The 12,901-nt window shown below is 75.1% G+C and carries 9 protein-coding genes; 1 reads left to right on the top strand and 8 read right to left on the bottom strand.

Annotation, left to right across the window (positions count from 1 at the left end):
• Nucleotides 1–83: 83 nt before the first annotated feature.
• The 3 genes from GWJ10_RS15125 to GWJ10_RS15115 all read right to left on the bottom strand — a co-directional run bounded on the left by GWJ10_RS15125 (nucleotide 84) and on the right by GWJ10_RS15115 (nucleotide 3,145).
• Complete coding sequence (locus GWJ10_RS15125; protein WP_241005839.1) at nucleotides 84–1,430, bottom strand: Glu/Leu/Phe/Val dehydrogenase; 1,347 nt, start codon at nucleotides 1,428–1,430, stop codon at nucleotides 84–86.
• A gap of 86 nt (nucleotides 1,431–1,516) precedes the next feature.
• A complete protein-coding gene (locus tag GWJ10_RS15120) occupies nucleotides 1,517–2,317 on the bottom strand; it encodes an aldo/keto reductase (protein ID WP_163188324.1) in 801 nt (266 codons plus the stop codon).
• Between the two features lie 69 nt (nucleotides 2,318–2,386).
• Complete coding sequence (locus tag GWJ10_RS15115) at nucleotides 2,387–3,145, bottom strand: helix-turn-helix domain-containing protein (protein ID WP_163188322.1); 759 nt, start codon at nucleotides 3,143–3,145, stop codon at nucleotides 2,387–2,389.
• A gap of 53 nt (nucleotides 3,146–3,198) precedes the next feature.
• On the opposite strand from GWJ10_RS15115, the gene GWJ10_RS15110 reads away from it, so the two are divergent.
• Nucleotides 3,199–6,735, top strand: coding sequence for a bifunctional proline dehydrogenase/L-glutamate gamma-semialdehyde dehydrogenase (locus GWJ10_RS15110; RefSeq protein WP_163188320.1), 3,537 nt, complete (start codon nucleotides 3,199–3,201; stop codon nucleotides 6,733–6,735).
• A gap of 34 nt (nucleotides 6,736–6,769) precedes the next feature.
• Here GWJ10_RS15110 and GWJ10_RS15105 read toward each other — a convergent pair whose 3' ends face one another.
• The 5 genes from GWJ10_RS15105 to GWJ10_RS15085 form a co-directional block, all read right to left on the bottom strand.
• A complete protein-coding gene (locus GWJ10_RS15105) occupies nucleotides 6,770–7,984 on the bottom strand; it encodes a crosslink repair DNA glycosylase YcaQ family protein (RefSeq protein ID WP_206158413.1) in 1,215 nt (404 codons plus the stop codon).
• 83 nt (nucleotides 7,985–8,067) lie between these two features.
• The gene (locus GWJ10_RS15100) at nucleotides 8,068–9,084 is read right to left on the bottom strand and encodes a LacI family DNA-binding transcriptional regulator (protein ID WP_061267473.1); all 1,017 of its coding nucleotides are present in this window, start codon (nucleotides 9,082–9,084) and stop codon (nucleotides 8,068–8,070) included.
• Nucleotides 9,085–9,151: 67 nt separating this feature from the next.
• Nucleotides 9,152–10,702, bottom strand: a complete 1,551-nt coding sequence (locus GWJ10_RS15095; protein ID WP_163188318.1) for a family 1 glycosylhydrolase — start codon at nucleotides 10,700–10,702, stop codon at nucleotides 9,152–9,154.
• Between the two features lie 136 nt (nucleotides 10,703–10,838).
• Entirely contained in the window at nucleotides 10,839–11,759 is a 921-nt protein-coding gene (locus tag GWJ10_RS15090; protein WP_061267475.1) for a carbohydrate ABC transporter permease, read from the bottom strand.
• The gene (locus GWJ10_RS15085; RefSeq protein ID WP_061267476.1) at nucleotides 11,756–12,880 is read right to left on the bottom strand and encodes a sugar ABC transporter permease; all 1,125 of its coding nucleotides are present in this window, start codon (nucleotides 12,878–12,880) and stop codon (nucleotides 11,756–11,758) included. The genes GWJ10_RS15090 and GWJ10_RS15085 overlap by 4 nt, the downstream gene beginning before the upstream one ends.
• Nucleotides 12,881–12,901: the final 21 nt, after the last annotated feature.

Raw genomic sequence — 12,901 nt, 5'->3', positions numbered from 1 at the left:
CACCCGCCGAGCACGGGCTCCGCGACCGGATCGAGCCCAGGACGGTCGCGGACCCCGTGCTCGGCGGGGCCGAGTCTGGTCCGTCAGGGGTAGAGGCCTCGGATCTGGTGGGCCTCCGCTACGCGCTGGACGCCGATGACGAGCGCCGCGTCGCGCAGGCTGAGGTCCTCGCGGCGCGCGAGACCCGCGACCTCCTCGTAGGCGTGGAGCATGCGGTGCTCGAGCTTGTCGCCGATCTCGTCCGCGGTCCACCAGTACGCCTGGTTCGCCTGGACCCACTCGAAGTAGGAGACGACGACGCCGCCCGCGTTCGCGAGCACGTCCGGCACCACGGTCACGCCGTTCTTCGCGAGCACGCGGTCGCCCTCGGCGGTCGTCGGGCCGTTGGCGCCCTCGACGACCCAGCGCGCGCGCACGGTCCGGGCGGTGTCGCCGTCGAGCACGCCCTCGACCGCGGCCGGGACGAGCACGTCGACGTCGAGCGCGAGCAGCGCGTCGTTGTCCACCGGGTCGGCCCGGTCGAAGCCCACGACGCTCCCCGTCGCGGCGACGTGCTCGACCAGCGCCCGCACGTCGAGCCCGTCCGGGGCGTGCAGCCCGCCGTACTGGTCGGAGACCGCCACGACGCGCGCGCCGCGGGCGGCGAAGATCGCGGCCGCGTGCGACCCGACCTTGCCGAAGCCCTGGACGGCGACGCGCACGTCGGACAGCGGCACGCCCGCCTCCTCGAGCGCCGCGGCGGTGACGTGCACGACCCCGGCGCTCGTCGCCGTCGTGCGACCGAGCGACCCGCCCACGGTGATGGGCTTGCCCGTCACGACCGCTGGGATCGTGTAGCCCTGGTTGACGGAGTAGGTGTCCATGACCCAGGCCATGGTCCGCTCGCTCGTGCCCATGTCGGGCGCCATGATGTCCCGCTCGGGCCCGATGACCGGCATGATCTCCGACGTGTAGCGGCGCGTGACGCGCTCGAGCTCCGCGTCGGAGTAGGAGCGCGGGTCGATCGCGACGCCGCCCTTCGCGCCGCCGTACGGCAGGTCCACGAGGGCGCACTTCCACGTCATCCACATGGCGAGCGCGCGGACCTCGTCGATGTCGACGCTCGGCGCGTACCGCAGGCCGCCCTTGCCCGGACCGCGCGAGACGTTGTGCTGCACGCGGTAGCCGTGGAACAGGACGGTGCGGCCGTCGTCGCGCCGCAGCGGCACGGCCACGTTCACCTCGCGGCGCGGGGTCGCGAGCATCTCGTGCAGGCCGTCGTCGTAGCCGAGGAAGCGGACCGCGCCGGCGAGCTGCGCGTGCGCGGTGTCGAGCGCGGACGCCGGGGTCCCGGCGTCGGGGGAGCGGCGTGTGCCGCGGGGGAGATCGGTGCTGTCGGTCGGGGTGGGGCCGTCGCTCGTGGTGGCGGGCGGCACGGACGTCGTCGTCACGGTTCCTCCGGTTCGAGGTTCTCCTCGGTGCCGCGGGGGTGTGCGGCACCGAGGGTCACGCTACCCCCGGCGCGGTCGCTCGCCCCTCACGCGCCCCGGCGGTGCCCGAGCGCGTCGACCGCCGCGAGCTCGTCGGCGGTGAGGGAGAACCCGGTCACCCGGAAGTTCACCTCGATCCGCTCCGGCGTCACGGACTTCGGGATGACCACGAACCCGTGGTCGAGGTGCCAGCGCAGCACGACCTGCGCGGGGGTGACGCCGTGCGCCGCCGCGACCTCCGCCAGGACCGGCGCGTCGAGGTCGGTGCGCTTGAACGGGCTGTACCCCTCGAGCACGACGCCGCGCTGCGCGAGCTCGTGCACGACCCGGTGGTCGTAGTCGGCCGGGCTCCACGGGATCTGGTCGACGGCGGGCGTCTCGCCGACCTGCTCGGACAGCACGTCGACCTGCTCGACGGAGTAGTTGCTCACCCCGATCGAGCGGACCTTGCCCTCGTCGCGCAGCGCGACGAACCGCTCCCACACCCACGGCGACGCCTCGCCCGCCGGCGGCCAGTGGATGAGCCACAGGTCGACGTGGTCCGTGCCGAGGTCGCGCAGCGACGCCTCGAGCGTCTCGCGCTCGCGGCCCGCGGCGTCCGGCGGGAGCTTGGTCGTGACGAACACGTCGGCGCGGTCGACGGACGAGTCGGCGAGCGCGCGCCCCACCTGCGCCTCGTTGCCGTAGCCCGTCGCGGTGTCGACGTGCCGGTAGCCCACGTCGAGCGCGTGGCGCACGGCGCGGTAGGCGTCGTCGCCCTCGGACTGCCAGGTGCCGAGGCCGAGCAGGGGCATCGTGCCGCCGGGCAGCTCGACCGCGGGGACGGGGGCAAGGTCTGCGGAGGTCATGCCGTCAGTCTCCGTGCCCGACGCCGTCCCTCGCCACCGCGGGCGCCCTCGCCGTCGGGCGGGTGGAGGTCAGCGGCGGGTGCGGCGCCGGTACTGGGCCGGGGTCTCGCCCGCGAGGCGCGCGAACGTGCGCGTGAACGACGGCTGGTCGTAGAACCCGCTCGCCGCCGCGACGTCACCGATCGACACGGCGCTCCCCGCGAGCAGGCGTGTCGCGTGGTCGACCCGGGTGCGCAGCACGAGCTGGCGCGGCGTCACGCCGTACACGCGCCGCACGCGCCGGTCGAGCACCGCGGGCGTGCACCCCGCCGCCTCGGCGAGCCGCGCCGTCGTCCAGCGCGCCCCGAGGTCCGCCTCGACCGCGGCGACGAGCGCGGCGAGGGAGTCCATCGTCGCGTCGTCCGCCGCGCCCGCGCGCAGGTCGTGCGAGACGGAGACGATCCCCACGAGGTGACCGGCGTCGTCGTGCACGGGGAGCTTGGACGTGAGGAACCAGCCCGACGTGCCGCCGAGCCGCCGGATGCGCTCGAGCTCGCCGCGCAGCGCGCGCCCGCGCAGCACCTCGGCGTCCTGCTGCTCGTAGCGCTCGGCGAGCTGCGCGACGAACAGGTCGCGCGCGCGTCGGCCCAGCACCGCGCGGCGCGAGCGCTCGTTCGTGCGCGCGACGAACACCGGGTTGACCGCGACGTACCGGCCCGTGACGTCCTTCGCGCAGAACATCGTGTCCGGCAGCTCGTCCATGAGCGCGACCATGGCGGGGCTGAGGGCGGCGAGGAGCTGGTCCGCCGCGGGCGGCGAGGTCTCGGCGTTGTCGCGGACGGGTGTCATGTCGCCCCGGATCGTACAAGACGAGCCACCGCGACCCGAGGCACCCTGGAGGGATGAGCAACGACGCGCCCGCCCGGCCGCTCCCCACCCCCGGAGCCGTCGGCGACACGAGCCTCACCTCCCCGGACGACCTCGTCGAGGAGGCCGTCACGCTGGCCCGCCGCTGGCTCGCCGCGAGCGAGGGGGCGGGCGACGCGCGCGCCCGCAGGACCGCCGAGCGGCTCGGCGCGCTCGTCTCCGACCCCGCGGGCCTCGAGCTCGCGGTCCGGTTCGTCGACGACGTCGCGCGTCCCCAGGACGTGCACGTCGCCGCGCGGGCGCTCGGCCGCCTCGGCGAGCTCGCGGGTAGCGCGGGGTCGTTCCTCGGGCCGGTCGACCGGTCCCTCCTGCGCGTCGGGGCGGGCGTCGCGCCGGTGCTGCCGCGCGTCGTCGTGCCGGCCGCGCGCGTGCGCCTGCGCCAGCTCGTGGGCCACCTCGTAGCCGACGCCGGCCGCGGCCTCGGCCCGCACCTCGCCCGGACCCGCGCGGAGGGCTACGCGCTCAACGTCAACCTCCTCGGCGAGGCCGTGCTCGGCGAGGCCGAGGCGGACGCGCGCCTCGAGCGCACGCTCGCGCTCGTGCGGCGGCCCGACGTCGACTACGTGTCGGTCAAGGTGTCGTCCGTCGCGTCGCAGCTCGTCACGTGGGACCTCGACGGGTCGTGCGCGCGCGTCGTCGAGCGGCTGCTGCCGCTGTACCGGGCCGCGCGCGACCACGGCGTCTTCCTCAACCTCGACATGGAGGAGTACAAGGACCTCGCGCTCACGACCGCGGTCTTCCGCGAGATCCTCGCGCACGACGACCTGCACGACCTCGAGGCCGGGATCGTGCTCCAGGCGTACCTGCCCGACGCGCTCGGCGCGCTCGACGGGCTCACCCGCTTCGCGACCGAGCGCGTCGCCGCCGGGGGAGCGCCGATCAAGGTGCGCCTCGTCAAGGGGGCGAACCTCGCGATGGAGGCCGTCGAGGCCGAGCTGCACGGCTGGCCGCAGGCGCCCTACCCCACGAAGCCCGACGTCGACGCCAACTACGTCCGCCTCCTCGACCACGCCCTGCGCGCGCCGCGGACCGACGCCGTGCGCATCGGCGTCGCGAGCCACAACCTCTTCCACGTCGCGCTCGCCGTGCTCCTCGGCCGGGCCCGCGGCGTGAGCCACGCGCTCGACGTCGAGATGCTCCAGGGCATGGCCCCCGGCGAGGCGCGCGCCGTGCGCGACGAGGTCGCGGCCGACCGCGTCGAGAGCGGCCCGCACGCCGGGCGCGGCGGCCGCGTCGTGCTGTACACGCCCGTCGTGCGCGACGAGGACTTCGACGTCGCGATCTCCTACCTCGTGCGCCGTCTCGAGGAGAACGCCGCCGAGCAGAACTTCCTGCACGCCATGTTCGCGCCCGACGGGTCGCCCGCGGGCAGCCCCATGGAGCGCCAGGAGGCCGCGTTCCGCGCGTCCGTGCGCCACGGGGTGCACTACGCCGAGACCGACGTCGCGCCGCGCCGCACGCCCCGGCCCGCCGTCGGCGGCGGGACCGGCGCCGGGTTCGCGAACGCCCCCGACACCGACCCCGCCGTCGCCGCCTCGCGCGACTGGGCCCGCCACGTCACCGGGGCCGGCTCCGGGTACGTCCCCGTCCGCACGCCCGAGCTCACGACGACCGCCCAGGTGGACGACGCCGTCGCGACCGCCGTGCGCGCGACCGCCGCGTGGTCGCAGGTCGCCCCGGCGACCCGCGCCGCCGCGCTGCGCGCCGTCGCCCGGCGCCTGGAGGAGGCACGCACCGACCTCGTCGCCGCGATGGTGCACGAGCCGGGCAAGACCGTCGCCGAGGCCGACCCCGAGGTGAGCGAGGCCGTCGACTTCGCGCGCTACTACGCGCGCTCCGCCGAGGAGCTGGACCACGTGCCCGGCGCCCGGTTCGCGCCCGACGGCGTCACGCTCGTCACGCCGCCGTGGAACTTCCCCGTCGCGATCCCCGTGGGCGGGGTCCTCGCGGCGCTCGCGGCCGGGTCGGCCGTGCTCGCCAAGCCCGCGCCGCCGACGCCGCGCTGCCTCGAGGTCGCCGTCGAGGCGGTCCACGCGGGCCTGCGCGACGCGGTGGCTGCGGCGCCCGGTGACTTCCCGGGGCTGGACGCGGGCTCGGTGACCGACGTCGTGCAGTACGTCCGCGTGCCCGACGACGAGCTCGGCACCCGCCTCGTCACGCACGACGACGTCGCGCGCGTCGTGCTCACGGGCTCGATCGAGACCGCGCAGCTCTTCGCGCGGTGGAAGCCGTCGCGCCCGGTGCTCGCCGAGACGTCGGGCAAGAACGCGCTCGTCGTCACGCCGTCGGCGGACCTCGACCTCGCGGTCGCGGACCTCGTGCGGTCGGCGTTCGGGCACGCGGGGCAGAAGTGCTCGGCCGCGTCGCTCGCGATCCTCGTCGGCTCGGCGGGCGACCCGCGGACGGAGACGGGCCGCCGGGTGCGGCGCCAGCTCGTGGACGCGGTGCGCTCGCTCGCCGTCGGTCCGGCGACGGACGTCGCGACGACCATGGGCCCGCTCACCGAGCCCGCGTCGGGCAAGCTGCTGCACGCCCTGACGACGCTCGAGCCGGGGGAGTCCTGGCTCGTGCGACCGCGGCTGCTGGACGGCGGGCCCGAGCTGGAAGGCCGCCTCTGGACGCCGGCTCTCAAGGAGGGCGTCGCGCCCGGGTCGCCGTTCCACCTCACCGAGTACTTCGGGCCGGTCCTCGGGATCATGACGGCCGCGACCCTCGACGAGGCGATCGCGCTGCAGAACGCGGTCCCGTTCGGCCTCACCGGCGGCATCCACAGCCTGGACGACGCCGAGGTCGAACGCTGGCTCGACGCCGTCCAGGTGGGCAACGCCTACGTCAACCGGCACATCACTGGCGCGATCGTGCAGCGGCAGTCGTTCGGCGGCTGGAAGCAGTCGGCCGTCGGGCCGGGCGCCAAGGCGGGCGGGCCGAACTACGTCGCGCAGCTCGGGCGCTGGAGCGACGCGCCCGACACCTCGACGAGCGCGTCGGCGTCGGGCACCGACGGCACGCACGACGCGGTGCCGCCCGCGCGCGAGACCGCGCCCGAGGCGTGGCTCGCGTGGGCGAAGGCCGACGACGTGCGCTGGTGGGAGCGGGAGTTCTCCGTGGGCCACGACCCCTCGGGCCTGCACGTCGAGGCGAACGTCTTCCGCTACCGCCCGGTCGACGTGCTCACCGTGCGCGTCGGCGCGGACGCGCTCCCCGTCGAGGTCGAGCGCGTCCTGCACGCCGCGCGCACCGCGGGCGTGCCGGCCGTCGTGGTGCCGAGCACGGGCGACGCCGCGGTGAGCGACGAGGACTTCGCGCGCCGCGTCGCGTCGGGTGCCGTCCGGGGCCGGGTCCGCGTCGTCGGCTCCGCGCCGGGGCTGCACGAGGCCGCGGCCGAGCGCGTCGGCGAGGTCACGGTGCTCGACCACCCCGTCGTCGCGAGCGGGCGCCGCGAGCTGCTCACCGTGCTCCACGAGCAGGCCGTCAGCCGCACGACGCACCGGTACGGCCACGTGAAGCGCTGACCCCTCCCGCGACGACCGCGCGGCACCCCGGTCGCTACCGCGCGTCCGGCACCGGCGAGACGGTCACGGACGCCGCGTCGCGGGACGCGCGCAGGCGCTCCGCCTGCTCGGCGACGGCGTCGGCGAGCCCGGCGTCCCACGGGACCCAGGGGTCGGTGAGGACCGTGAGGCGCCGGCCCGACGCGCGGGGCCGCCACGTGCCCACGACCTCGCCGCCCGCGAGCACGGCCCCGGGCCGGCCGAGGACCCGCCACAGGTCCTTGGCACGCGCCACGTCCGGGACGAGCGTCGCGCGGTCGCGCAGCTGCAGGAACAGGTCGTAGGGGCCCACGAGGCGCACGACCGGGGCGCCGGGCGCGGGTCGCGCGTCGCGCTCGCGCGCGGCGGCGCCCGTGACGCGACCGAGATCCTCGGCGAGCACCCAGCGCTCGGTCGGCCGCGGGCCGGGCTCGACGTCGGCGACCTCGACGCGGACCGCGTCGTCGGGCCACCGGTCCCGGACGTCCTTGACCGGGGCGTCGAGGAACGCGGCGACGTCCTGGACGCTGGCGGCGGGGAAGAAGCGCAGGTAGCCGCGGACGACGTCCAGGCGCGGCAGGGCGTCGCCGCCGAGGCGCCCGTAGAGCGGCGGCTCGAGGCCGGGGACGCGCCGCAGCACGGGCGGGGACGAGCCCGGTTCGAGCTCGAGCCCGGCCTGCAGGGCCGCGAGGCGGAACGTCTGCTCGTAGCTGTGGGTGGCGCCGCACGGCCCGCACCAGCGCAGGTGCGGCTCCGGGAGCCGCGCGGTGAGCCGCGTCGAGAGGTCGCCCTTGACGGCCGGGGTCTCGACGAGCTCGCGCTCGAGCCGCGCCTCGGTGCGCAGGGCGTCGAGCACGGCGACACCCGCCGCGCGGAGCGGTCGGCTCGCGTCGTAGACCCGCTTGGCGGCGTCGGCCTCGGAGAACGGTGCCGTCGCGGTCGCGACGTCGGCGAGGTCCGCGCGGCGGTAGACGTGCGGGGCGCCGCGCAGCGTCCACGCGAGCGCGAGGTCGGGCGGCAGGGTGCCCGGCGCGACGGGCGGGGCGCCCCGGACGGCGAGCGCCCACGCGGCGCCGTCGGACCCCGTGTCCTGGACGCCCAGGTCGAGGACGGCGACGTCCGTCACCGCGGCGGCCGCGCCCGGCGCCCGGTCGAGCTCGTGGGCGTGCCAGCGCGCGGCGAGGACGTCGGCCCGCGAGAGCATGGCCACCGGTTCCGTGGACGGGTGCACGACGCCAGGTTACGAGCGACCGCCCACAGCGTCTCGGCCCCCCACGCCTCGGGTGCCGCGCGGCGCCGCGGACGGCGCGGGGGTCAGACGGAGTCGCGCTCGACGAGCTCCGGCGCGAGGACCTGCGACGCGATCTCGTCGCCGCGGCCGCCCACGAGGTCGAGCAGGAGGTCGGTCGCGCCGCGCACCATCTCGACCATGGGGTTCTGGACCGTGGTGAGCGGGGGCGACGTCGTGGCGGCGGTGGCGAGGTTGTCGAAGCCGACGACGGACACGTCGCGCGGCACGTCGCGGCCGTGGGCCGCGAGCACGCGCAGCGCGCCCTCGGCCATGAGGTCGGACGCGACGAACAGGCCGTCGAGGTCGGGGTGCGCGGCGAGGAGGCGTTCCATGGCCGCCGCGCCGCCCGCGACGGCGAAGTCGCCGATCTCGACCGCGTCGTCCGGAAGGCCGGCGTCGCGCAGCACCTCGCGGAACCCCGTGAGCCGGTCCACGCCCGCCGTCATGTCCTGCGGGCCGGCGATCGTCGCGATACGGCGCCGGCCCGCCTCGACGAGACGCCGCGCCGCGAGGCGGCCGCCCTCGACGTTGTCCACGTCGACGTACAGGAGGTCCGGCGTCGGGTGGAACGGCCGCCCCACGAACACGGCGGGCAGGCGCGCCGCGAGGAGCGCCTCCTCGAGGTCGTCGTCGCGGTGGTGCGACGCGACGATCGCGCCGTCGACGTGGCCGCTGCTGAGGTACCGCACGATGCGGCCCGGCTGCTCGTCGGGACGCGCGAACAGCAGCACGAGCTGCAGGTCCGTGCCGCCGAGCGCGGCGCTCACGCCGCGCATCGTGCCCGCGAGGAACGGGTCGGTGAGGATGCGCTCGTCGGGCTCGGGGACCACGAGGGCGATCGAGTCCGTGCGGCGCGTCACGAGCGAGCGGGCGGCGCGGTTGGGCGTGTAGCCGAGCTGCGCGACGGCGGCGTCGACCGCCGCCTGCGCCTCGGGCGACACCCGCAGGCCGCCGTTGATGGCGCGCGACGCCGTCGAGCGCGAGACACCCGCCGTCTGGGCCACCTCGTCCAGGGTCGGCGCGGAGCGCAGGCTGTTCATCGGGACAGTATGGCGCGCGCGCTCCCCGGTGCGCACCGCCCCGCTCACCGTGTCCTCACCGTCGCCGTCACTCGGCCGGGGCGGCGTCCGCGACCGGCGTCTCGCGCGCCGGGATCGCGTTGTCGCGCGCGACCTGGGCGTACCAGGCGCCGCTCGCCTTGACGGTGCGCTCCTGCGTCTCGTAGTCGACGCGGACGATGCCGAAGCGCTTCGTGTAGCCGAGCGCCCACTCGAAGTTGTCCATGAGGGACCACGCGAAGTAGCCGCGCACGTCCGCCCCCGCGTCGATCGCGTCGCGCGTCGCGCGCAGGTGCGCGTCGAGGAACTCGAGCCGGTCCTGGTCGTCGACCGAGCCGTCCGGGCCCACCTGGTCCGGGTAGGCGGCGCCGTTCTCGGTGATGTACATCGCGACGCCGCGCGGGCCGGTGAAGTCGCGCTGCAGGCGCGTGAGGAGGCGCGTCAGCCCCTCGGGCTGGACCTCCCAGCCCATGTCCGTGCGCGGCAGGCCGCGGGAGTGGGCGTGCACACCGTCCGCGGCGGGGTAGGGGGACGACGTCGGGCGCACCGGCGCGGCGTCGGCCTCCTCGTCGCGGACGCCCTCGGGGCGGGTGCCCCCGCCGCCGTCGCTCCCGGTGCCGGGCGCCGTCGTCTGCGGGCGGGCCGAGACCGCCCCGCCGTTGTAGTAGTTGACCCCGAGCGTGTCGATCGGGGTCGAGATGATCTCGAGGTCCCCGTCCTTGACGTGGTCGAGCAGACCGTAGGGCGCGACGTCCTCGAGGACGTCGGCCGGGTACTCGCCGTGGAAGACGGGGTCGAGGAAGATCCGGTTGAACTGGCCGTCGATCCGGCGCGCGGCGTCGACGTCGGCCGGGTCCTGGGGGTCGACCGGGTCGGACACCGTGAAGTTCAGCGTGAGCCCGAGGTTCGCCTCCGGCGCGCGCTCGCGCAGCGCCTGGACCGCGAGGCCGTGCCCGAGCAGCAGGTGGTGCGCGGCCGCGAGGCCGTCCTCGCGCGACTGCCGGCCGGGCGCGTGTACGCCAGCGGTGTAGCCGAGGAACGCGGAGCACCACGGCTCGTTGAGCGTCGTCCACACGCCGACGCGGTCGCCCAGCGCCTCGTGCATCGTCACCGCGTACTCGGCGAAGAGGTACGCCGTGTCGCGCGACGTCCAGCCGCCCTTGTCCTCGAGCGCCTGCGGGAGGTCCCAGTGGTACAGCGTGAGCCACGGCAGGACGTCCGCGGCGAGCAGCTCGTCGACGAGGCGGTCGTAGAACGCGAGCCCGGCGGGGTTGACCGCGCCGCCGTCGGGGCGCACGCGGGCCCACGACGTCGAGAACCGGTACGTCCCCAGGTTGAGGTCGCGCAGGAGCGCGACGTCCTCGCGGTACCGGTGGTAGTGGTCGCACGCGACCATGCCGTCGTCACCGTTCACGACGGCGCCCGGCACGCGGGCGAACGCGTCCCACACGGAGTCCGTGCGTCCGTCGGTGTGCCCCGCGCCCTCGATCTGGAACGCGGCCGTCGCGGCGCCCCAGAGGAAGCCGGGGGGCATCTCGACGCGTCCGGTCGCGGTCGCCGGGTTCGGGGGAAGGGGCGCGGACGGGACGAAGCTGGTCATGGTCGATTGTCCTTCGAGAAGTCGCGGGATGGCACGCGGGCGGGCCGGTCGGGCCCGCCCGCGCGACGGTCGGCGCGCAGCACGGACCGCGCCCACCGGGTGGTGGGCGGGTCGTGCGGCGGCGGGGCGCCGGGCGTCAGCCCTTGACGGCGCCCTGCATGATGCCCGCCACGAGCTGGCGGCCGGTGAAGATGAAGATGACGATGAGCGGCAGCGTGACGAGGAAGATCCCGGCCATGACGAGCGAGTAGTCGACGAAGAAGTTCGACTGCAGGGACCGCACCACGAGCGGCAGCGTCGGGTTGTTCTGGTTGAGCACGATGGACGGCCAGAAGAAGTTCGTCCACTGCTGCACGAACGTGAACAGGCCCAGCATCGCGGCGGCCGGGCGGGCCGCCGGCAGCGCGATGGACCAGAACGTGCGGATCATGGACGCGCCGTCGACCCGGGCCGCCTCGATGAGCTCGTACGGGAGCGCCTCGCCGAGGTACTGCGTCATCCAGAAGACGCCGAACGCCGTGACGAGCGCGGGCACGATGACGGCCTGGAGCTTGCCGATCCACCCGAGGTCCGACATGAGGATGTACATCGGGATGACGCCGAGCTGCGTGGGCACCGCCATCGTCGCGATGACGAACACGAGCAGCGGGCCGCGGCCGCGGAACCGGAGCTTCGAGAACGAGAAGCCGGCGAGCGTCGAGAACAGCACGACCGAGAGGGACGTGAGGACAGCGACGACCACCGAGTTCCAGGCGGCCTTCCAGAAGTTGATCGCGTCCGAGCTCATGACGTCGGCGAACCGGTCGAACAGGCTCGCGTCCGGCAGGAGCTGGGGCAGCGCGCTGCGCGAGATCTCCTCGGGCGTCGAGGAGCCGAGGATCAGGGTGAAGTACAGCGGGAACACCGAGATCAGCAGGACGATCCCGAGGATGGTGTACGTGACCCAGCGCGGGCGGCGCTGCGTGCCGCCCACGTTCTTCCCGGCGCTCCGGCGGCGGGACGCGGCGCGGGCCGCGCCCGGGCCGGCGGTCTGGGCGATGACGGGGACGGAGCTCATCGCTTCCTCCGGTCGGTCGGGCTGGCGGCGGTCGGGACGGACGCCTCGGTCCCCGCGGCGGAACGCTGCGCGGACATGGCGTCCTCGGCGCGCAGGCGCTTGCGCGCCTCCTGGCGGCGACGCACCCAGCGTGGCGGGCGCGGCTGCGCGTTCGACGTGGCGATCCGCCGGGTGACGAGGAAGTTGACGATGCCCACGAGGATGATGAGCAGGAACAGCAGCCACGCGACGGCGGCCGCTCGGCCGAAGTTCTTCTGGTTGCCCCACGCGACGTCGTAGAGGTAGAGCACGGTCGTCATCCACTGCCGGTCGGCGCCGCCGAGACCCTGCGCGTCGAACATGCGCGGCTCGTCGAAGATCTGCAGGCCGCCGATCGTCGACGTGATGACGACGAAGATGATCGTGGCGCGGATCTGGGGGACGGTCACGGAGAAGAACTGGCGCACGCGCCCGGCGCCGTCGATGATCGCGGCCTCGTAGAGCTCGCGCGGCACGGCCTGCATCGCGGCGAGGAAGATCAGCGCGTTGTAGCCGGTCCAGCGGAAGTTCACCATCGACGCGATGGCGACGTGGCTCGCGAGGGCGTCGGCGTGCCAGCGGATCGGGTCGACGCCGACGAGGCCGAGCAGCTCGTTGATGAGCCCGTACTGGTCGGCGAACAGGCGGCCGAAGATCATCGAGACCGCGACGGGCGCGACGACGTACGGCAGCAGGACGCCCATGCGCCAGAACGTCGCGGCGCGCAGGTTCTGGTCGAGCAGGGCCGCGATCGCGATCGCGGCGACGACCTGCGGCACGGACGAGAGCACGAAGATCGAGACGGTGTTGCGCAGGGACTTCCAGAACGTCGGCTGCGCGAGGACGTCCGTGTAGTTCTGGAGACCGACGAAGTCGCCCTGGCCGCCGAGCAGGTTCCAGTCGTAGACCGACACCACGGCGGTGTACACGAGCGGGAAGAGTCCCGTGATCGCGAACAGGATGAAGAAGGGCGAGATGTAGAGGTAGGGCGAGACCTTGACGTCCCAGCGGCTGAGGCGCTGGGAGAAGCCGACGCGGCGCGGCGTGCGCGGCGGCGGCCCGCTGAGCCCCGGCGAGGGCTGGGTGGGCGTGAGGACGGCCATGTGGGATTCCTGGGCTGCTCG

Source organism: Cellulosimicrobium sp. SL-1, from assembly GCF_011033075.1.
In the GTDB taxonomy this organism is placed as follows: Bacteria; Actinomycetota; Actinomycetes; order Actinomycetales; family Cellulomonadaceae; genus Cellulosimicrobium; species Cellulosimicrobium funkei.
This window is presented reverse-complemented; position numbering and strand designations above follow the sequence as displayed.